The sequence below is a fragment of the Pseudomonas sp. PS02302 genome, assembly GCF_029959585.1.
In the GTDB taxonomy this organism is placed as follows: domain Bacteria; phylum Pseudomonadota; class Gammaproteobacteria; order Pseudomonadales; family Pseudomonadaceae; genus Chryseomonas; species Chryseomonas aestiva.
Genome location: NZ_JASCON010000096.1, coordinates 1 through 19,141, shown reverse-complemented (window position 1 = coordinate 19,141; position 19,141 = coordinate 1). Strand labels below are relative to the sequence as shown.

Annotated in this window: 20 protein-coding genes; 14 read left to right on the top strand and 6 right to left on the bottom strand. The window is 64.2% G+C overall.

What is annotated here, in order from left to right:
- Nucleotides 1-78: 78 nt before the first annotated feature.
- From QMX82_RS22840 to QMX82_RS22830, 3 genes are read right to left on the bottom strand one after another with little or no spacing between them, the layout of a single operon-like run.
- Nucleotides 79-1,587 (bottom strand): tripartite tricarboxylate transporter permease, encoded by a 1,509-nt coding sequence (locus QMX82_RS22840; RefSeq protein ID WP_282287819.1) that lies wholly within the window; start codon nt 1,585-1,587, stop codon nt 79-81.
- Between the two features lies 1 nt (nt 1,588).
- Complete coding sequence (locus QMX82_RS22835; protein WP_017640135.1) at nt 1,589-2,047, bottom strand: tripartite tricarboxylate transporter TctB family protein; 459 nt, start codon at nt 2,045-2,047, stop codon at nt 1,589-1,591.
- Between the two features lie 49 nt (nt 2,048-2,096).
- Entirely contained in the window at nt 2,097-3,077 is a 981-nt protein-coding gene (locus QMX82_RS22830) for a Bug family tripartite tricarboxylate transporter substrate binding protein (protein ID WP_133862960.1), read from the bottom strand.
- A 330-nt stretch (nt 3,078-3,407) separates the two neighbouring features.
- Here QMX82_RS22830 and QMX82_RS22825 point away from each other — a divergent pair, with 330 nt between their 5' ends.
- Together QMX82_RS22825 and QMX82_RS22820 are read left to right on the top strand one after the other, a co-directional pair.
- The gene (locus tag QMX82_RS22825) at nt 3,408-4,079 is read left to right on the top strand and encodes a response regulator (protein ID WP_059313739.1); all 672 of its coding nucleotides are present in this window, start codon (nt 3,408-3,410) and stop codon (nt 4,077-4,079) included.
- Nucleotides 4,072-5,475 carry a sensor histidine kinase gene (locus QMX82_RS22820; RefSeq protein ID WP_282287812.1) on the top strand — a complete coding sequence of 468 codons (1,404 nt, stop codon included), beginning with the start codon at nt 4,072-4,074 and terminating at the stop codon, nt 5,473-5,475. The genes QMX82_RS22825 and QMX82_RS22820 overlap by 8 nt, the downstream gene beginning before the upstream one ends.
- 2 nt (nt 5,476-5,477) lie before the next feature.
- Here the strand turns inward: QMX82_RS22820 and QMX82_RS22815 are convergent, their stop codons facing one another.
- Together QMX82_RS22815 and ygfZ are read right to left on the bottom strand one after the other, a co-directional pair.
- Complete coding sequence (locus tag QMX82_RS22815; RefSeq protein ID WP_282287810.1) at nt 5,478-6,308, bottom strand: HDOD domain-containing protein; 831 nt, start codon at nt 6,306-6,308, stop codon at nt 5,478-5,480.
- Between the two features lie 40 nt (nt 6,309-6,348).
- Entirely contained in the window at nt 6,349-7,266 is a 918-nt protein-coding gene (gene ygfZ, locus QMX82_RS22810) for a CAF17-like 4Fe-4S cluster assembly/insertion protein YgfZ (RefSeq protein ID WP_282287808.1), read from the bottom strand.
- Nucleotides 7,267-7,388: 122 nt separating this feature from the next.
- On the opposite strand from ygfZ, the gene QMX82_RS22805 reads away from it, so the two are divergent.
- Both QMX82_RS22805 and QMX82_RS22800 read left to right on the top strand, forming a co-directional pair.
- Complete coding sequence (locus tag QMX82_RS22805) at nt 7,389-7,646, top strand: FAD assembly factor SdhE (RefSeq protein WP_208694173.1); 258 nt, start codon at nt 7,389-7,391, stop codon at nt 7,644-7,646.
- Nucleotides 7,630-8,082: a protein YgfX gene (locus QMX82_RS22800; RefSeq protein WP_282287806.1), complete on the top strand. Its 453-nt coding sequence runs from the start codon at nt 7,630-7,632 to the stop codon at nt 8,080-8,082. The genes QMX82_RS22805 and QMX82_RS22800 overlap by 17 nt, the downstream gene beginning before the upstream one ends.
- On the opposite strand, the gene nadB is transcribed toward QMX82_RS22800, so the two are convergent.
- Nucleotides 8,039-9,661: an L-aspartate oxidase gene (nadB, locus tag QMX82_RS22795; RefSeq protein WP_282287804.1), complete on the bottom strand. Its 1,623-nt coding sequence runs from the start codon at nt 9,659-9,661 to the stop codon at nt 8,039-8,041. The two genes, QMX82_RS22800 and nadB, sit on opposite strands and share 44 nt — an antisense overlap.
- A 331-nt stretch (nt 9,662-9,992) precedes the next feature.
- On the opposite strand from nadB, the gene rpoE reads away from it, so the two are divergent.
- The 10 genes from rpoE to pdxJ all read left to right on the top strand — a co-directional run bounded on the left by rpoE (nt 9,993) and on the right by pdxJ (nt 18,998).
- On the top strand, nt 9,993-10,574 hold the full coding sequence (rpoE, locus tag QMX82_RS22790) for an RNA polymerase sigma factor RpoE (protein WP_026083736.1): 582 nt from the start codon (nt 9,993-9,995) through the stop codon (nt 10,572-10,574).
- Nucleotides 10,575-10,607: 33 nt separating this feature from the next.
- Nucleotides 10,608-11,138, top strand: coding sequence for a sigma-E factor negative regulatory protein (locus tag QMX82_RS22785; RefSeq protein ID WP_208694176.1), 531 nt, complete (start codon nt 10,608-10,610; stop codon nt 11,136-11,138).
- Between the two features lie 222 nt (nt 11,139-11,360).
- On the top strand, nt 11,361-12,785 hold the full coding sequence (locus QMX82_RS22780) for a DegQ family serine endoprotease (RefSeq protein ID WP_282287802.1): 1,425 nt from the start codon (nt 11,361-11,363) through the stop codon (nt 12,783-12,785).
- A gap of 147 nt (nt 12,786-12,932) precedes the next feature.
- Nucleotides 12,933-14,732, top strand: coding sequence for a translation elongation factor 4 (gene lepA, locus QMX82_RS22775; RefSeq protein ID WP_208694178.1), 1,800 nt, complete (start codon nt 12,933-12,935; stop codon nt 14,730-14,732).
- 5 nt (nt 14,733-14,737) lie between these two features.
- Nucleotides 14,738-15,592, top strand: a complete 855-nt coding sequence (lepB, locus tag QMX82_RS22770) for a signal peptidase I (protein ID WP_208694179.1) — start codon at nt 14,738-14,740, stop codon at nt 15,590-15,592.
- Nucleotides 15,589-15,984 carry a DUF4845 domain-containing protein gene (locus tag QMX82_RS22765; RefSeq protein WP_282287800.1) on the top strand — a complete coding sequence of 132 codons (396 nt, stop codon included), beginning with the start codon at nt 15,589-15,591 and terminating at the stop codon, nt 15,982-15,984. The genes lepB and QMX82_RS22765 overlap by 4 nt, the downstream gene beginning before the upstream one ends.
- Nucleotides 15,981-16,670, top strand: a complete 690-nt coding sequence (gene rnc / locus QMX82_RS22760) for a ribonuclease III (RefSeq protein WP_208694181.1) — start codon at nt 15,981-15,983, stop codon at nt 16,668-16,670. The genes QMX82_RS22765 and rnc overlap by 4 nt, the downstream gene beginning before the upstream one ends.
- Entirely contained in the window at nt 16,663-17,568 is a 906-nt protein-coding gene (gene era, locus QMX82_RS22755; RefSeq protein WP_282287797.1) for a GTPase Era, read from the top strand. Before rnc ends, era begins: the two co-directional genes overlap by 8 nt.
- Before the next feature lie 2 nt (nt 17,569-17,570).
- A complete protein-coding gene (gene recO, locus QMX82_RS22750) occupies nt 17,571-18,254 on the top strand; it encodes a DNA repair protein RecO (RefSeq protein WP_282287795.1) in 684 nt (227 codons plus the stop codon).
- 3 nt (nt 18,255-18,257) lie between these two features.
- Nucleotides 18,258-18,998, top strand: a complete 741-nt coding sequence (gene pdxJ, locus QMX82_RS22745) for a pyridoxine 5'-phosphate synthase (protein ID WP_282287793.1) — start codon at nt 18,258-18,260, stop codon at nt 18,996-18,998.
- Nucleotides 18,999-19,141: the final 143 nt, after the last annotated feature.

Sequence of the window (19,141 nt, the reverse complement as noted above, 5' to 3'; positions counted from 1 at the left end):
ATACGGTTTGTTAGCCGCTCAGAACGAACGCGCCGGCGGGGGGAAGGACGCCGGCCGGGGGCGCTGGTGTCACCGACTTCAGACGGTCGCGGGCTTGGGCGCGCGACGCTTGCGCCAGGCACGGTAGAAGGGCAGGGCCACCATCAGGATGCAGACGATCCAGATGACCTGGCTGATGCCGCTCTGCCAGAGGATGCCCACTTCGCCGTTGGAGATCGACAGCGCGCGTCTCAGGCTGGTCTCCATCAGCTCGCCGAGGATGAAGCCCAGCAGCAGCGGCGAGAGGGGGAAGTCCAGCTTGCGCATGATGTAGCCGAAGATACCCACGCAGACCATCAGCACCAGGTCGAAGGTGGTGGCGTGCACCGCGTAGACGCCGATGCCGGTGATGATGGCGATGGCCGGTGCCAGCGACCAGTTCGGTACATCGAGGATCTTGGTGAACATCTTCACCATGGGCACGTTGAGGATGAGCAGCATCACGTTGGCGATGAACAGCGAGGCGATCAGGCCCCACACCAGATTCGGCTCGTTCTGGAACAGCAGCGGGCCGGGGGTGATGTTGTACAGGGTCAGGGCGCCGATCATCACCGCGGTGGTGCCCGAGCCGGGGATGCCCAGGGTCAGCATGGGAATCATGTTGCCGCACACCGCCGCGCCGATGGCGGTTTCCGGCGCGGCCAGGCCACGCAGGTCACCCTTGCCGAACTTGCCATCGGCACCCGCCAGACGCTTCTCGGTGGTGTAGGCCAGGGCGCTGGCCAGGGTCGCGCCAGCACCTGGCAGGACGCCGATGATGAAGCCGCTCACCGAACTGCGCAGGTTGACCATCAACACGCTGCGGGCTTCGCGCATGTTGAACAGCATGCGCCCGGTGGCCTTGACCGCGACCTGGCCATGATGGGTCTGCTCCAGCAGCAGGAGCAGTTCGCTCACCGAGAACAGCCCCAGCACCAGGATCACGAAGTCGATGCCGTCGGCCAGGTGCACGTTGTCGAAGGTGAAGCGATAGACGCCGCTGTTGGCATCGATGCCTACGGAGGCGATGGCCAGGCCGAAGAGCGCGGCGACCAGGGTCTTGACCGGCTTCTCGGCGGCCATGCCGGAGAGGCTGAGGATGGCCAGGGCCATCAGCGCAAAGTACTCCGCCGGACCGAAGGCGATCGCCCACTTGGCCAGCAGCGGCGAGAACAGCACCATGCCGCAGGTGGCGATGAAGGCGCCGATGAAGGAGCTCCAGGCCGACAGCGACAGGGCCACGCCGGCCATGCCTTGGCGTGCCAGCGGATAGCCGTCCAGACAGGTCATCATGGTCGCGGCTTCACCGGGGATGTTCAGCAGGATCGAAGAGATCCGGCCGCCGTATTCGCAGCCCAGATAGACCGCCGCCAGCAGGATCAGCGACGTCTCCGGCGGCAGGCCCAGGGCGAAGGCGACCGGGATCAGCAGGGCGATGCCGTTGATCGGGCCGAGACCCGGCAGCAGACCCACCACGGTGCCGATCAGGGTGCCGATCAGCGCCACGATCAGGTTGGTCGGCGTCATGGCGACGCCAAAGCCCTGCATCAGAAAATTCAAGGTTTCCATGTCAGCCTTCCAGGAATTCCAGCACGCCAAGGGGTAGGGGGACTTCCATCACCCGGTCGAACAGCACATAGAGACTTACCGAGAGCAGCAGGCTGACCAGGGCGCAGGGCATCAGGCGGCCGCCATAGAGCAGGCCGCACAGGGTGGCGGTAAGGAAGGCGCTCAAGGGGAAGCCCAGCGGCTGGAAGGTCAGGGCATAGCCCAGCAGGATGACGCAGCAGGCCACCACCTTGCGCAGCGACGAGGCGTCCAGCGGCTTCTGGTCTTCGCCATCGCCGATCGGCGTGGGGCGGATGATCAGATAGGCGAGGCCCAGGCTCATCAGCCCGAACATCAGCATCGGATAGGCCCGCGGACCGACCGGCTCGTAGGAGAAGGGCGCCTGGTAATCCCGGGCGATGAACAGCATGACGAGTCCGGCCACCAGCCAGACCGCCATGAAGGCGCGTTGGAAGATCATGTCGACATCCTCGAAGGCGCCCGGAAGGGCGCCAGGGGCGGGGGCTCTGTTACTGGATCAGGCCGAATTCCTTGGCCATGCCGCGGTAGCGCGCGACTTCCTTCTGCACATAGGCGTCCAGTTCGGAACCGGTCATGGCGAAGGGGAAGAGCTCGCGCTGATCACGCAGCTTGGCGAAGTCGTCGGACGCCAGCAGCTTGTCGAAGCTGGCTTTCCACCAGTTGTACTGCTCGTCGGTGACCTTCGGGCCGACATAGAAGCCGCGGACCACCGGCCAGACGATGTCGTAGCCCTGCTCACGTGCGGTGGGGATGTCCTTCATCGCCGGTTCGTCGAAACGCTGCTCGGCGAAGACCGCCAGGAGGCGCATGTTGCCGGCCTCGACATGGGGCATGGAGTCGGAGATGTCGGTGCTGCCGACCTGGATGTGGCCGCCCAGCAGCGCGGTGGCGATCTCGCCGCCGCCTTCCAGGGCCACGTAGCGCAGGTCCTTGGGATTGATGCCGGCGGCCTTGGCGATCAGCGCCGTCTGCATCCAGTCCTGGCTGCCCACGGTGCCGCCGGAACCTATGACCACCTTGCTCGGATCCTTCTTCAGCGCCTCGACCAGGTCACCCAGGGTCTTGTAGGGCGAATCGGCCTTGACCGCGATGGCACCGTAGCTGGCACCCACCGCCGCCAGCCAGCGCACGGCCTTCTCGTCGAAGCGACCGAACTTGCCCTGGGCCAGGTTCAGCAGCGAACCACTGGAGAAGGCGACGATGGTGTCGCCATCCGCCGGACGCTGAGCCACCACGGTGTTGTAGGCCACCGCGCCGACGCCGCCGGGCATGTAGGTCACGCGCATGGGCCTGTCCAGCAGCTTGGCTTCCACCAGGCCACTCTGGGCCAGTTTGCAGGTCAGGTCGAAGCCACCGCCCGGGGAAGCCGGGGCGATGCATTCGGGACGCTTGGGTTCGGCCATGGCCTGGGCGGACAGCAGCACGGAGGCGGCCAGGGTCAGAGTGAGAGTGCGCAAGGTGGTGCTCATCGACGTCTTCCTTTTGTTGTTATTTCAGAAGCTGACAGGCGGACACGGCTCAGGCTCGCCGGGGCGGCGATCGTTCGTGGAGAGAAGGAGAGAACTCGTGGTGCTGCGCGAGGGCGAGCATGGATGTCGTTCCGCTTGTTATTGTTGTTGGCCAACCAGGGGTGGCGCTTGGGCAAGCATCATGCGGTTCTGGGACCGCTACCTTTCACTCTAGACCGCCAAGCTTTCAACAGCCTTTCAGTTGTGAAAGGCAACGAATGTGCGGGGCGGGCAACGGGTCAGGGGGCCACTATCCGGTAAACTCGGGCCTTTTAGGCAGGAGCTGTCAGCGTGCGCATCCTACTGGTCGAAGATCATCCGCCTCTGGCCGAAAGCGTCGCCCAGGCGCTCAAGAGTGCCGGGCTCAACGTCGATCTGCTCAACGATGGCGTGGCCGCCGACCTGGCCCTGCAGAGTGAAAGCTATGCCCTGGCCATTCTCGACGTCGGCCTGCCGCGCATGGATGGCTTCGAGGTGCTGGCGCGTCTGCGCGAGCGCGGCGATCGCCTGCCGGTGCTGATGCTCACCGCGCGTGGCGAGGTCAAGGACCGGGTGCAGGGCCTCAATCTCGGCGCCGACGACTATCTGGCCAAGCCCTTCGAACTCACCGAGCTGGAAGCCCGGGTCAAGGCTCTGCTCCGCCGCAGCGTGCTGGGCGGCGATCGCCAGCAGCGCTGCGGTCCGCTGATCTACGACCTCAATACCTCGCGCTTCACCCTGGGCGAGGAGGCGCTGTCGCTCACTTCCCGCGAGCATGCCGTGCTGGCTGCCCTGATCGCCCGTCCCGGACGGGTCATGAGCAAGGAACAGCTCGCCGCCCAGGTCTTCGGCCTGGACGAGGAGGCCAGTCCCGAGGCCATCGAGATCTATGTCCACCGCCTGCGCAAGAAGCTGGAAGCCGGCGCGGTGCGCATCGTCACCTTCCGCGGCCTGGGCTATCTGCTGGAAGAACAGCATGGCTGAAGTGGCAAAGGCGGCGGGCAGCCTGCGTGGTCGCCTGCTGCTGCGAATGGTCATCCTGCTCGCGGTGATCCTGGCGATCAGCAGCCTGGCGGCCTATCTCAATGGCCGGCGCCTGGCCGACGTGGCCTATGACCGGACGCTGCTGGCTTCGGCCCGGACCATCGCTGCGGGCCTGTCGGCGTCCAACGGCACCCTGCGCGCCGATGTGCCCTACATCGCCCTGGACAATTTCGCCTACGACAACGTGGGGCGCATCTTCTACCAGGTGCTGGATACCCGTGGCCGGCTGATTTCCGGCTATGAAGAGATCCCGCCCCCGCCGCCGGGCACTGCCCTGACCCGCGACTATCCGGCCCTGGCGCGCTTCTACAACAGCACCTATCGCGGCAAGGACGTGCGGGTGGTCAGCCTGGCCCAGCCGGTCAGCCAGCCGGATCTCACCGGTATGGCCGAGATCCGCGTCGCCGAGACCGCCGAAGCTCGCGAGGAGGTGGCCCGCAGTCTGCTCACCGACACCCTGATCCGTCTCGGGCTGATGGGGCTGGGTGCCATCCTGCTGGTGTGGATGGCGGTCGGCGCCGCCCTGCGACCCTTGGAGCGCCTGCGTCAGGCCGTGGAAGAGCGTGGGGTGGACGACCTGCGCCCGCTGCCCGAGGTGCGGGCGCCCCAGGAACTGCTGCCGCTGGTGCATGCCCTGGAGGGCTTCACCCTGCGCCTGCGCCGCCTGTTCGAGCGCCAGGCCGACTTCATCGCCAACGCCGCCCACGAATTGCGCACCCCGCTGGCGGCGATCAAGGCGCGAGTCGAACTGGGCCTGCGCGAACGCGAGTCCCAGGCCTGGTACGCCACCCTGGAAGAGACCCGCGCCAGCACCGATCGCCTGGCGCGCCTGGCCAACCAGCTGCTGTCGCTGGCCCGCATCGAGAGCGGCGCCCAGGCCATCGCCGAGGGCGGCGCCGAACGCCTGGAGCTCAGCGAACTGGCACGGGAGCTGGCCATGGCGCTGGCGCCGCTGGCCCATGCCAAGGGCGTCGCCCTGGCCTTCGAGCCCTTCGCCAAGGCGCCGGTGATCGGCGAGCCGACGCTGCTCAACGAGCTGCTCTGCAATCTGGTGGAAAACGCCCTGGCCCATAGCCAGCCAGGTGGCAACATCGTGGTGCGGGTGCTGGCGCCGGCGGTGCTGGAAGTCGAGGACGACGGCCCCGGCATTCCGGCCAATGCGCGGGCCAAGGTCTTCGAGCGTTTTCAGCGCCTGGATCCGCAGTCCGGGGGCGCCGGTCTGGGGCTGGCCATCGTCGGGGAGATCTGCGCCGCCCACCGCGCCCGCATCCAGTTGCTGGACGGTGCGCTCGGTGGGCTACGGGTGCGGGTCGAATTTCCCGCCGAGGAAGCCTAGGCTCAGCCGAGCAGCGTCCGCGACTGTTCCACCGCGTCCCAGAAGGACTGATCCTGGGCGGGATCCGGCTGGTTGTTAAGCCCCAGGCGGATGCCGGCGGGCAGCGTCTGGACCGCGATGTCCTGCTGACCCTGGCGCTGCGCGTGCAGCTGCGAGGCGACCTGCACGATATCGGCGTAGTCGGCCGCCGCGGGCTGACGGTCCAGCACCAGATACTCCCGGGGCACGCAGGCGATGTCGGCCGGAAAATCCCAGACCTTGAGAATGCGTTCGCCGATCTGCGGATGGATGCGCGCCGTCACCTGATCGAGGGTGATGGCATTGGCCAGCAGGTCTTCCTGTTCTTCGGCATAGGTGAGGATCGGCAGCACGCCGATCTGGTGCACCAGGCCGGCGAGCAGGGCGCGGTCGGCCATCAGTCGCGTGTATTTCTTGCACAGCGCATGGCTGGTGGCGGCGATCTCGGTGCCCTGGCTCCAGACCTCGCGCATCTTGCGATCCACGGCGTCGCTGGTGGCCTGGAACATCTGCTGCATGGCCAGGCCCGTGGCCAGATTCGCCGTGTAATTGATGCCCAGGCGCCCGACCGCCATCTGCAGGTCGGTGATCTCCTTGCTGGTGCGCAGCAGCGGGCTGTTGACCACCTTGATCAGGCGCGCCGTCAAGGCGGCGTCCAAAGCGATCACCCGGCTCAGCTCGGCGACCCCCACGTTGGGGTCTTCGGCCGCTTCTCTGACCTTCAGCGCCACCTCGGGAAGGGTAGGCAGCACCACGCGATCGGTGTCTATCGCGTGGAGAAGATCCTGGACAACTTTTTCGGCAAGAGGAGTCATGACGTACCTGTGTGAGGAGCGGAAAAGGCGATCCCAACCTTCAGCGCTTTATTTCACGATCGCTATCGAGTGAGTAGGGCAAATCGAGTAAACGGCAGTTTGGCCCGTCCGAGCTGCCCACCGAGACGCGTCCATCCTCGGCGGCATCGCCCTGCAGCACCGCCAGGAATTCACAACCCTCGGCGCTAGACGCGGCGAGCACCACCTCGCCCACGCTGCTGCCATGCACCGGTGAGAACAGCGCGGTACCCACGGCAGGGGGCTGGCCGCTGCCGGCGAGTCGATAGAGGCGCCGCTTGAGCTTGCCCAGGTACTGCATGCGCGCGACGATCTCCTGGCCGGTGTAGCAGCCCTTGCGAAAGCTCACGCCATCCAGCGCCTGCAGATTGATCATCTGCGGGACGAACAGCTCGCGGGTCGCGCCGAACACCTGGCCCACGCCGGCCCGCACCTGGGCCAGCAGCCAGGCGTCGAGCGCGATCTCCGGCAAGGCTGGCGCCGCTACGTCCGCCGCGCGCCAGGTCTCGACCCGACCATCCTCCAGCCGCAGGGCGAAGCCGCCGTCGAGGGGCGTCACGGCATTGGCCTGGTCGGCCAGGACGCAATCGGGATAGGCGCTGGTGAAGCCGGTGGCAGAGAATCCCAGCCGTTGCCATTGCGCGCTTTCGTCGGTCAGCGTCGACTTGGAAAAGACCGCATATTTCTTCAGATCGGTCAGCAGCGGTTCGACCAGTTCCGTGGCCATCGCCAGCAGATAGCTGTCGGCCTGCCTGACGATGCGGAAGCTGGACACCAGGCGCCCCTTGGGTGTGCAGCGACCCCCCAGGCCGGCCTGGTCGTCAGTGAGATAGTTGAGGTTGCAGGTCACCTGCCCCTGGAGAAACTTGGTCGCATCGACCCCGCGGATGGCCAGGACGCCTTCGTGGGTCAAGCGGCAGAAATACGGCGAGTCGGCCATTGCGGCAGCAGCTCCGTGTCGAGTGAAGCCGCTCATCATAGGCGCGCCCGGGGTGAATGTCAGGCGCACTGCGCGGCGGGGCGCTTCGGGCTTATACTGCGCCGATTGTCGCAGGAGTCCCCATGAGTACCGAAGCTACCGAACTCAACAAATTGTACTGGCACAGCCGTCGCGGCATGCTGGAACTGGATGTATTGCTGGTGCCCTTCGTCAAGGAGGTCTATTCCTCCCTGGGCGCGGAAGACCAGGCCCGCTATCGCAAGCTGCTCGAGTGCGAGGATCAGGACATGTTCCACTGGTTCATGCAGCGTGGCGAACCGGAAGACCGCGATCTGCAGCTCATCGTGCGCATGATCCTGGACCGTGTCCAACCGGCTTGAGCCCTTCGAATGCCGCTGGAGCGCCTCTGCCGGCCTCCTGCGGCTGCACGCCCTGGCCGCCTTCGCCGCAGGGATCTGCCCCTGGCTGGCGGCCATTCCCTGGACGCTCAAGCCCCTGCTGACGCTGCTGGTTCTCTGGTCCTGGCAGCGCGTGCGCCAGCGCCAGCTCCAGCAGCGCTACCCGGGCGTGCCACGGCGGCTGCGGCATGGCGCCGAGGGTTGGCAGCTCTGGTCGCCAGCGACCGGTTGGCAGGCCATCCAGGTGCGCCCGGACAGCCTGGCCCTGGCGCGGTTGGTGGTGCTGCGTTATCGGGTGCCGGACGAAAGACGCACCCGCAGTCTCTGCATCGCCCGCGACAGCCTCGGCGCGGACGCCCATCGCCGCCTGAGAGTCAGGCTTCGCTTCGCGCCGCGTCGGTTCGCGGCACCAGAATAGTGTCCCGGGCCGTGCTGGCGAGCTGCGGATAGTCCAGGGTGAAGTGCAGGCCGCGACTCTCCTGGCGGGCGAGGGCGCTCTCGATGATCAGTTCGGCCACCTGCGCCAGGTTGCGCAACTCGATCAGATCGCGACTCACTCTATAGTTGCTGTAGAACTCGTCGATCTCGTCCATCAGCAGCCGAATCCGATGGCGAGCGCGCACCAGTCGCTTGGAGGTGCGCACGATGCCGACGTAGTCCCACATGAAGCGCCGCAACTCGTCCCAGTTGTGCGCGATCACCACGTCCTCGTCTGAGTCCGTCACCTGGCTGGCATCCCAGTCGGGCAGGTCACGCGGCATGGCGATCTCGGCTTCTTGCGCCTGGATGTCCAGTGCCGCCGAGCGTGCGTAGACGAAGCACTCCAGCAGCGAATTGCTGGCCATGCGATTGGCGCCATGCAGACCGGTACAGCTGGTTTCGCCGATGGCGTAGAGACCGGCCAGATCCGAGCGTCCGTGCTCATCGACGCGCACCCCGCCACAGGTGTAGTGCGCGGCCGGTACCACGGGGATCGGATCGCGGGTGATGTCGATGGCCAGTTCCAGGCAGCGGCGATAGACCGTGGGAAAGTGCTCCTGCACGAAATCCGCCGGCTTGTGGCTGATGTCGAGGAAGACGCAGTCGATGCCCAGGCGCTTCATCTCGTGGTCGATGGCGCGGGCCACCACGTCGCGCGGTGCCAGGTCGGCGCGGGGGTCGAAGCGCGGCATGAAGCGTTCGCCATCGGGCAGGCGCAATACGGCCCCCTCGCCACGCAGGGCTTCGGTGATCAGGAAGCTCCGCGCATGGGGGTGATAGAGGCAAGTCGGATGAAACTGGTTGAATTCCAGATTGGCCACCGAGCAGCCGGCGCGCCAGGCCATGGCGATGCCGTCGCCGCTGGCGCTGTCCTGGTTGGTGCTATAGAGGTAGGCCTTGCTGGCTCCGCCGGTGGCCAGCACCGTGAAGCGCGCGTGCAAGGTATCCACCTGATCGCTGGTGCGGTCGAGCACATAGGCGCCCAGGCAGCGCGCGCCCGGCCGGCCGAGTTTTTCTGTGGTGATCAGATCCACCGCCACGCGCTGGCTGAGCAGCTGGATGTTGGGGCGGCCTTCGGCGGTGCGCAGCAGGGTGTCGAAGATGGCCATGCCGGTGGCATCGGCGGCGTGAATGATACGCCGGTGGCTGTGGCCGCCTTCCCGGGTCAGGTGAAAGCCAAGACCGCCCTTGGCGGCGTCCAGCTCACGGGTGAAGGGCACGCCCTGGTCGATCAGCCACTGCATGGCCTCGCGACTGTGCTCGACGGTGAAGCGCACGGCGGCCTCGTCGCACAGCCCGGCGCCCGCGACTAGGGTATCCTGCACGTGCGCCTCGACGGTATCGCCTTCGTCCAGCACGGCGGCGACACCCCCCTGCGCCCAGTAGGTCGAGCCATGCGCCAGTTCGCCCTTGCTCAGCACCGCGATCGACAGCGACGCGGGCAGATTGAGCGCGAGCGTCAGGCCCGCGGCGCCACTGCCGATTACCAGGACATCGAATTCCAGATGACGCGCCATGACGTTTCCTTCTCACCGAGACGGCGAGTATAGGAACACGGCGGCTGACGGCATAGCCATCGGTGGGGAAGGGGCAGGGAACTCGCGGGCGTCAAACGGGGTCTATGTACAGATAATCGCTCATCCGTGCGGCCGGAGTGCCTCGACGAGAATGGGCCATCTGCCAAAGCCAAATCAGTGATACCCAGGAGCGATCAGCAGCCATTTTAGTGCTCGCTCATCAACTGCTGTGGAGGGGAGAAACTTCGTGCAACAGCCCAGTCTAGCAGCGCGCGTCGATAGTGAAGGCAAGGACGATACCGAGCTGCAAGCCAAGGATAGCAAGCAAGCCCTGCCCACTCAGGAGCAGGATCAACAACTGGTCGAGCGCGTGCAGCGCGGCGACAAGCGCGCCTTCGACCTGCTGGTGCTCAAGTATCAGCACAAGATTCTCGGTCTGATCGTGCGTTTCGTCCACGATACCCAGGAAGCTCAGGACGTCGCTCAGGAGGCTTTCATCAAAGCCTATCGCGCCCTCGGGAACTTCCGTGGCGACAGTGCTTTCTACACCTGGCTTTATCGCATCGCCATCAACACGGCAAAGAACCATCTGGTTGCCCGGGGTCGTCGTCCACCGGACAGCGACGTCAGCGCCGAAGATGCGGAATTTTATGAAGGCGACCATGCTCTAAAGGACATCGAGTCCCCGGAGCGGTCTCTTTTGCGGGATGAGATCGAGGCCACCGTGCATCGGACCATCCAGCAACTCCCGGAAGATCTGCGTACTGCGCTGACCCTTCGTGAGTTCGAAGGCCTCAGCTACGAGGACATTGCCAATGTAATGCAATGTCCGGTAGGAACGGTCCGGTCCCGGATTTTTCGGGCTCGGGAAGCGATAGACAAAGCATTGCAGCCCCTGCTGCGTGATGCATAGACAGCGGCGACAGCTTTTAGAGAGGTAATACGTATGAGTCGTGAAGCCCTGCTGGAATCCCTGTCCGCTGTTATGGATAACGAAGCGGACGAATTCGAAACCCGGCGCGTCATCGCCGAGGTCAGCAAGGACCCGGAATTGCGCGCCACCTGGTCGCGCTACGCCATGGTCAGCGCCGTGATTCGCGGTGAGCCCATGCTGCCGAATCTGGACATCGCCAAAGGCGTCACCACCACGCTGGAGCGTGATGAGGTCGCCGCAGCGCCGGCAGCAGCGCCTGTCGCTGCTCAGGCGAGCAAGGGTCGCTGGTCGAGCCTGGGTCGTGTCGCGGTTGCCGCGTCCGTTACCTTCGCCGTACTGGCGGGCGTGCGGATGTACAACCAGTCCGACGTCTCCACCCAGGGTCTGGCCCAGCAGGCGCCGAGCCAGCTGACCGTGCCGCAACCCGCGCGTAGTCCGGCTGTACTGGCCAGCTTCAGCGAAGAGAGCACCAAGGCCAACGCCGAAGTCAAGGCTGATCAGCCTGCGGCAGGTGAAAAGCAGGACGCTCCTGCTCAGCGTTGATCCGCTGGTTTCATCTCGAAACGGCGCCCGGAGACCAGCTCCAGGCGCCGTTTTTTTTGCCCTGGAGATTTTCGACCAGGTCGCAAAAAAGCTTCGAAAGCTATCGTTCAGCAAGGGCGTGGTATTTCTGCTGCCAGTCGTCACTGACAGTGCCTCCGATCCCGGAAAGGCAGGTTGCCAGCGATGTGTTCAAGTCATTGGATAGAGTGGAGCTGCATGCGCATGCGCAATCTAAAGCATTACACGGCGGCCCTGATGGGGCTCTGGTTGATGGGTCTGACGGCCATGGCGCGGGCCGATCTGCCGGATTTCACCGGTCTGGTCGAGGCGGCGTCTCCCGCGGTCGTCAACATCAGCACCCGGCAGAAAATTCCCGAAGGTCGAGGTGCCGGCGCCATGACCATGCCGGATCTGGAAGGTCTGCCACCGGGTATCCGTGAATTCTTCGAGCGCAGCATTCCGCAGATGCCGCGCAGTCCCCGGGGCAAGCAGGAGCAGGCCCAGTCGCTGGGTTCCGGCTTCATCATCTCGCCCGATGGCTACATTCTGACCAACAACCATGTGGTCGCCGATGCCGACGAGATCCTGGTACGCCTTTCCGATCGCAGCGATCACACCGCCAAGCTGATCGGTGCGGATCCCCGTACCGACGTGGCCCTGCTGAAGATCGACGCCAAGGACCTGCCTACCCTCAAGCTGGGCAATTCCGACCAGCTCAAGGTCGGTGAATGGGTGCTGGCCATCGGCTCACCCTTCGGCTTCGATCATTCGGTCACCGCCGGTATCGTCAGCGCCAAGGGGCGCAGCCTGCCCAATGAAAGCTACGTGCCCTTCATCCAGACCGACGTAGCCATCAATCCGGGCAACTCCGGCGGCCCGCTGTTCAACCTCAAGGGTGAAGTGGTCGGAATCAACTCGCAGATCTTCACCCGTTCCGGGGGCTTCATGGGGCTGTCCTTCGCCATCCCCATCGACGTCGCCATGAACGTGGCCAATCAGCTCAAGACGGAAGGCAAGGTCAGCCGCGGCTGGCTGGGCGTGGTCATCCAGGAAGTGGACAAGGATCTCGCCGAGTCCTTCGGCCTGGATCGTCCGGCGGGTGCCCTGGTCGCCCAGACCCTCGACGACGGTCCCGCCGCCAAGAGCGGTATCAAGGTGGGTGATGTCATCCTCTCGGTCAATGGCCAGAAGATCGAGGAATCCGCCGACCTGCCGCACCTGATCGGCAACCTCAAGCCGGGTGCCAAGGCCGACATGGAGATCATCCGCGAAGGCAAGCGGCAGAATCTGAGCGTCACCGTGGGCGACATGCCCAAGGATGATCAGGTCGCTTCCGGTGGCGAGCGTGGCTCTGACCGCGCCAGCAATCGCCTGGGCATCGCCGTCGCCAACCTGACGCCCGAGCAGAAGAAGACGCTGGATATCCAGGGTGGCGTGGTCATCAACAAGCTGAGTGGTGACGGTCCCGCCGCGGCCATTGGCCTGCGTCCGGGTGACGTCATCACCCATCTGAACAACCAGCCGATCGAATCGGCCCCGGCCTTCGAGAAGATCACCTCGGCGCTGCCGGCGGGGCGCTCCATCTCGATGCGCGTGGTGCGCGACGGTCGCGCCAGCTTCATCACCTTCAAGCTGCCCGGCAAGTAACGGCAAGGCAGGCGCGCGGGGGCGGGCGACCGCCCCTTCTTTTTGTCCGCTCGAACGGCGCGAGTCCCCTTGTTTGCCGCATTCAGGTAAACTCCCCCGCTATTTTCCCGGCGGATGTTCCGCCGCTGGCTATTCGAGTGCTGATTCGTGAGTGATCTGAGCCATATCCGCAATTTCTCCATCATCGCCCACATCGATCACGGCAAGTCGACGCTTGCGGATCGGTTCATCCAGATGTGTGGTGGCTTGAGCGACCGAGAAATGGAGGCCCAGGTCCTGGATTCCATGGACCTCGAGCGTGAGCGTGGCATCACCATCAAGGCCCACAGCGTTACGCTGTACTACAAGGCCGAAGACGGTAAGACCTACCAGCTCAACTTCATCGATACTCCCGGCCACGTCGACTTCACCTATGAAGTCAGCCGCTCGCTGGCCGCCTGCGAAGGCGCGCTGCTGGTGGTGGACGCGGGGCAGGGCGTGGAAGCCCAGTCGGTCGCCAACTGCTATACCGCCATCGAGCAGGGCCTCGAGGTCATGCCGGTGCTGAACAAGATGGATCTGCCCCAGGCCGATCCGGACAAGGTCAAGGCCGAAATCGAGCACATCATCGGCATCGATGCGACCAACGCCGTGCCTTGCAGTGCCAAGAGCGGCATGGGCGTGCCCGAGGTGCTCGAACAGCTGGTCAAGGTCATTCCGCCGCCGGAAGGCGAGATCGAGGCGCCGCTGCAGGCGCTGATCATCGACTCCTGGTTCGACAACTACCTGGGCGTCGTTTCGCTGGTACGCGTCAAGCACGGTCGGGTCAAGAAGGGCGACAAGATCCTGGTCAAGTCCACCGGCAAGGTGCACCAGGTCGACAGCGTCGGCGTCTTCTCGCCCAAGCACACCGAGATGCCTGATCTGAAGGCCGGTGAAGTGGGCTTCATCATCGCCGGCATCAAGGAAATCCTCGGCGCCCCGGTCGGTGACACCCTGACCCTCAGCGCCACCCCTGACGTGGCCATGCTGCCAGGCTTCCAGCGGGTCAAGCCGCAGGTCTATGCCGGTCTGTTCCCGGTCAGCTCCGACGACTTCGAGGACTTCCGCGAAGCCCTGCAGAAGCTCACCCTCAACGACGCGGCCCTGCAATACGAGCCGGAAAGCTCCGAGGCCCTCGGCTTCGGCTTCCGCATCGGCTTCCTCGGCATGCTGCACATGGAGATCATCCAGGAGCGTCTGGAGCGGGAATACGATCTCGACCTCATCACCACGGCGCCGACCGTGGTCTTCGAGGTGGTGCTCAAGGATGGCAGCACCATCTATGTCGACAACCCCTCGAAACTGCCGGATCTGGCCTCCGTCGCCGAGATGCGCGAGCCCATCGTCCGGGCCAACATCCTGGTCCCCCAGGAGCACCTGGGCAACGTCATCACCCTGTGCATCGAGAAGCGTGGCGTCCAGCGCGACATGCAGTTCCTCAGCAGCCAGGTGCAGGTCAGCTACGATCTGCCGATGAACGAGGTGGTGCTGGACTTCTTCGACCGCCTGAAGTCGGTGAGCCGCGGCTATGCGTCGCTCGATTACAGCTTCGATCGCTTCGAAGCGGCCAGCCTGGTCAAGCTCGACGTCCTCATCAACGGCGAGAAGGTCGACGCCCTGGCCCTGATCGTCCATCGCGACAAGGCGCACTACAAGGGTCGCGCCCTGACCGAGAAGATGAAGGAGCTGATCCCGCGGCAGATGTTCGACGTGGCGATCCAGGCAGCCATCGGCGGTCAGATCGTCGCCCGTACCACCGTCAAGGCGCTGCGCAAGAACGTCCTGGCCAAGTGCTATGGCGGTGACGTCTCCCGTAAGCGCAAGCTGCTGGAAAAGCAGAAGGCGGGTAAGAAGCGCATGAAGCAGGTTGGTAGCGTAGAGATTCCTCAAGAGGCCTTCCTGGCCGTGCTCAAGGTGGATAGCTGAAGCCCATGTCCTGGAACTTCCCTCTGTTGCTGGTTCTCGCGGTCGCCGTCTGCGGCGTCCTGGCGCTCATCGATCTGCTGGTGCTCGCACCGCGTCGTCGCAAGGCGATCCAGACCTACGGGCAGCAGGTCAGCGAGCCTGATCCCGTGGTCCTGGAGCAGTTGAACAAGGAACCGGCGCTGGTCGAGTACGGGAAGTCCTTCTTTCCCGTCCTGGCCATCGTGCTGATCCTGAGATCCTTCCTGGTGGAGCCGTTCCAGATTCCTTCGGGCTCCATGAAGCCGACCCTGGAAGTGGGCGACTTCATCCTGGTGAACAAATTCGCCTACGGCATCCGCCTGCCGGTGATCGATCTCAAGGTCATTCCGATCGGTGATCCGCAGCGTGGCGACGTCATGGTATTCCGCTATCCCAGCGATCCCAGCGTCAACTACATCAAGCGCGTGATTGGCGTGCCGGGCGATACCATCCGCTATACCAGCGACAAGCAGCTGTACATCAACGGCCAGCGCGTCAGCGAGGAGCTGGTGGGCGACGAGCCGGGTTCGCTGGGCAGCGTCAAGCTGTTCAAGGAGCAACTGGGCAAGGCCGAACACCTGATCCGCGAAGAGATGACCCGCTACCGCATGGAGCCTGACCACGAGTGGAAGGTGCCGGCCGGTCACTACTTCATGATGGGTGACAATCGCGACAACTCCAACGACAGTCGCTACTGGGACGATCCCAGCATTCCCCGTGACCTGCTCGGCATGGTTCCCGATCGTAATATCGTCGGCAAGGCCTTCGCCGTCTGGCTGAGCTGGCCGGAGCCCAAGCTGCAGAGCATGCCCACCCTGTCTCGCGTAGGTATCATCAGATGAATGAACGCAGAGTATCCGGTCTCCCGTCGCGTCAGCAGGGTCTGTCGTTTCTCGGTGGTCTGCTCGGACTCTGCGTCATTGCCTTCCTGGCCAGCACGGCCATGAAACTCGTGCCGCATTACCTGGACTACAATGCTCTGACCAAGGTCATCGAATCCATCGGCGACAACCCCGATAACCAGATTCGCAGCGTGTCCGACGTCTACAGCTACGTGGGGAAGGGTATGCAGGTGAACGACATCCGTGATCTCGATCTGCAGAAGGCCATGCGTGTCGAAGCCGACGGCAACCATCTGCAGATCCGCCTCGACTATGAAAAACGTGAACACCTGATTCGCAACATCGATCTGGTCGTTCGTTTCAATCGTGATTTCCGTATAAATCTCCCGTGACTTTATCTCTAGATCGCCTCGAGCGTCGGCTGGGTTATACCTTCCAGGACCCGGACCTGATGCTGCTCGCCCTCACGCACCGCAGCTTTGCCGGTCGCAACAACGAACGCCTGGAATTTCTCGGCGACGCCATCCTCAACTTCATCATCGGCGAAGCCCTCTACGATCACTTCCCCCAGGCCCGCGAAGGCCAGCTGTCCCGCTTGCGGGCCAAGCTGGTGAAAGGCGAGACCCTGGCGCTGCTGGCACGCAGCTTCGAACTCGGCGACTACCTGCGCCTGGGTTCCGGTGAACTGAAGAGCGGTGGCTTTCGTCGCGAATCCATTCTCGCCGATGCCATGGAAGCCCTGATCGGCGGCATCTATCTTGATGCCGGCATGGACGCGGCCAAAGACCGGGTCATGGCCTGGCTCGGTCCGCAACTGCGCGAGCTGACGCCGGTGGATACCAACAAGGATCCCAAGACGCGACTGCAGGAGTTCCTCCAGGCACGCGCCTGCGACCTGCCGCGCTACGAAGTGGTCGCCATCGAAGGAGAGCCCCATTGCCGGGTCTTCTTCGTCGAATGCGAGATCGCCATGCTCAACGAAAAGACGACGGGGCAGGGCGTCAGTCGCCGCATCGCCGAACAGATAGCTGCCTCGGCGGCCTTGATCGCCCTGGGCGTGGAGAATGGTCATGAATGATGAGCTGAAGACATCGCGCTGCGGCTACGTAGCCATCGTGGGGCGTCCCAACGTCGGCAAGTCCACGCTGCTCAACCATATCCTCGGGCAGAAACTCGCCATCACCTCGCGCAAGCCGCAGACCACCCGGCACAACATGCTCGGCATCAAGACCGAGGGGGAGGTCCAGACCATCTATGTGGATACCCCCGGTCTGCACAAGGAAAACCAGAAGGCGCTCAACCGCTTCATGAACAAGACGGCCGTCACCGCCCTGCGCGATGTGGACGTCGTGGTGTTCGTGGTCGATCGCACCCGCTGGACCGACGAAGACCAGATGGTGCTGGAGCGGGTGCGCTTCGTGAAATGCCCGGTGCTGCTCGCCGTCAACAAGATGGATCGCCTGGAAGACAAGGCCGACATGCTGCCGCACCTGCAATGGCTGCAGGAGCAGTTGCCGGAAGCCGCGCTCATTCCGATCTCGGCCCAGCACGGCCACAATCTCGACGCCCTCGAGGAACTGGTCGCCGAACGTCTGCCGGAAGGTGACCACTTCTTCCCCGAGGACCAGATCACCGACAGATCCAGCCGCTTCCTCGCGGCCGAACTGATCCGCGAAAAGATCATGCGCCAGCTGGGGGCGGAATTGCCCTATCAGGTCGCGGTCGAGATCGAGGAGTTCAAGTACGACAACGGGGTGCTGCACATCCATGGCCTGATTCTGGTCGAGCGCGATGGCCAGAAGAAGATCCTCATCGGTCAGGCCGGCGAGCGCATCAAGCGGATCGGCCAGGAAGCCCGCCACGACATGGAAACCCTGTTCGACGCCAAGGTCATGCTCAACCTCTGGGTCAAGGTCAAAGGCGGTTGGTCCGATGACGAGCGTGCCCTGCGCTCTCTGGGTTATTCCGACCTCTAGCGATGCAGGCGTCCGAGCCGCTGTTCGTCCTGCATTCGCGTCCCTACCGGGAAAGCAGTGCGCTGGTGGATGTGTTCGGCGCCTTTGGCCGGGTCCGTACCGTGTTGCGGGCAGCCCGCTCCCGCTCCGGGAGCCTGGCCAGACCCTTCATTCCGCTCGAGGCCCAGCTCAGCGGGCGAGGGGAGCTGAAGAATCTGCAGAAGGTGGCGGCTCTGGCGCCGCCCTTTCTGCTCCAGGGGCAGGCCCTTTTCAGTGGCTTCTATCTCAACGAACTGCTGGTCCGGCTGCTACCCGCCGAAGATCCCTATCCCGCCCTCTTCGAACTCTATGGTCTGACCCTGGCCGCCCTGGTCCAGGGTCGTCCGGTCGAACCCCTGTTGCGTACCTTCGAATGGCGTTTGCTCGATCTGCTGGGCTACGGCTTTTCGCTGTCTCAGGCCCTGGACGGCCGGGCCATCGACGGCCAGCGCCTTTATCGCTTCATTCCGGATCAGGGCTTCGAGCCCGTCGACGAGGTTCGCCCGGGCTGTCTGGCTGGCGCGGAAATCCTGGCACTGGATCGCGGCGAGTGGGACGATCCCACGGTAGTTCGCGCTGCCAAGCGCCTGATGCGCCAGGCCCTGGCGCCGCACCTGGGCAGCAAACCCCTGATGAGTCGCGAATTGTTCGCCAAGCCAAGTGAATAAGCCATGAAAGAGTTCAGTCGTGTCCTGTTGGGCGTCAACATCGATCATGTCGCCACCCTGCGCCAGGCCCGGGGTACGAGGTATCCCGATCCGGTCAAGGCGGCACTGGACGCCGAGGAGGCCGGAGCGGACGGCATCACCCTGCACCTGCGTGAGGACCGTCGGCATATCCAGGAGCGGGATGTCCGCCTGCTGCGCGACCTCCTGCAGACCCGCATGAATCTCGAAGTCGCCCTGACCCCCGAGATGCTGGCCTTCGCCCAAGAGATCCGTCCCGAGCACGTCTGCCTGGTGCCGGAGCGCCGGGAAGAGCTGACCACCGAAGGTGGGCTGGATGTCCTGGGTCAGGTCCAGCGCATCCGTGATGCCATCGCCGCGCTGCCCGCTTCGGAGGTATCCCTCTTTATAGACCCGGATCTGCAGCAGATTCAGGCGGCCAAGGACTGCGGCGCCCCGGTGATCGAACTGCACACCGGTCGCTATGCCGAGGCTGACACCCAGCACGAGCAGACTCTGGAGCTGCAGCGCCTGGCCAAGGCGATGGAATTCGCCACCGGCCTCGGGCTGGTGGTCAATGCCGGCCATGGCCTGCACTACCACAATGTTCAGCCGATCGCGGCCTTGCCAGGTATCAACGAGCTGAACATCGGTCATGCCATCGTCGCCCAGGCAGTCTTCGTCGGCTTCAAGCAGGCGGTCAGGGACATGGCCGAATTGATCCGCTGCAACTCGGTCGTAAAATAACTGTTGACCTGCCCCGAAACTCCCCTATAATGCGCCCCACTTCCGGCGCAGATGCTGAAGCGGCTTGAAAATCAAGCACTTAGGTCTGAGCCGGGCGAGGGGTCCAGGGATTCTTCGCTGTTTGGTCTTCACCTTCGGGTGAT

What these genes read in the sequence shown, in the direction of transcription:
- QMX82_RS22840 (WP_282287819.1), bottom strand. Translation starts at nt 1,587, where the DNA reads ATGGAAACCTTGAATTTTCTGATGCAGGGCTTTGGCGTCGCCATGACG.
- QMX82_RS22835 (WP_017640135.1), bottom strand. Translation starts at nt 2,047, where the DNA reads ATGATCTTCCAACGCGCCTTCATGGCGGTCTGGCTGGTGGCCGGACTC.
- QMX82_RS22830 (WP_133862960.1), bottom strand. Translation starts at nt 3,077, where the DNA reads ATGAGCACCACCTTGCGCACTCTCACTCTGACCCTGGCCGCCTCCGTG.
- QMX82_RS22820 (WP_282287812.1), top strand. Translation starts at nt 4,072, where the DNA reads ATGGCTGAAGTGGCAAAGGCGGCGGGCAGCCTGCGTGGTCGCCTGCTG.
- QMX82_RS22815 (WP_282287810.1), bottom strand. Translation starts at nt 6,308, where the DNA reads ATGACTCCTCTTGCCGAAAAAGTTGTCCAGGATCTTCTCCACGCGATA.
- ygfZ (WP_282287808.1), bottom strand. Translation starts at nt 7,266, where the DNA reads ATGGCCGACTCGCCGTATTTCTGCCGCTTGACCCACGAAGGCGTCCTG.
- QMX82_RS22805 (WP_208694173.1), top strand. Translation starts at nt 7,389, where the DNA reads ATGAGTACCGAAGCTACCGAACTCAACAAATTGTACTGGCACAGCCGT.
- nadB (WP_282287804.1), bottom strand. Translation starts at nt 9,661, where the DNA reads ATGGCGCGTCATCTGGAATTCGATGTCCTGGTAATCGGCAGTGGCGCC.
- QMX82_RS22785 (WP_208694176.1), top strand. Translation starts at nt 10,608, where the DNA reads ATGAGTCGTGAAGCCCTGCTGGAATCCCTGTCCGCTGTTATGGATAAC.
- QMX82_RS22780 (WP_282287802.1), top strand. Translation starts at nt 11,361, where the DNA reads ATGCGCAATCTAAAGCATTACACGGCGGCCCTGATGGGGCTCTGGTTG.
- lepB (WP_208694179.1), top strand. Translation starts at nt 14,738, where the DNA reads ATGTCCTGGAACTTCCCTCTGTTGCTGGTTCTCGCGGTCGCCGTCTGC.
- QMX82_RS22765 (WP_282287800.1), top strand. Translation starts at nt 15,589, where the DNA reads ATGAATGAACGCAGAGTATCCGGTCTCCCGTCGCGTCAGCAGGGTCTG.
- era (WP_282287797.1), top strand. Translation starts at nt 16,663, where the DNA reads ATGAATGATGAGCTGAAGACATCGCGCTGCGGCTACGTAGCCATCGTG.
- recO (WP_282287795.1), top strand. Translation starts at nt 17,571, where the DNA reads ATGCAGGCGTCCGAGCCGCTGTTCGTCCTGCATTCGCGTCCCTACCGG.
- pdxJ (WP_282287793.1), top strand. Translation starts at nt 18,258, where the DNA reads ATGAAAGAGTTCAGTCGTGTCCTGTTGGGCGTCAACATCGATCATGTC.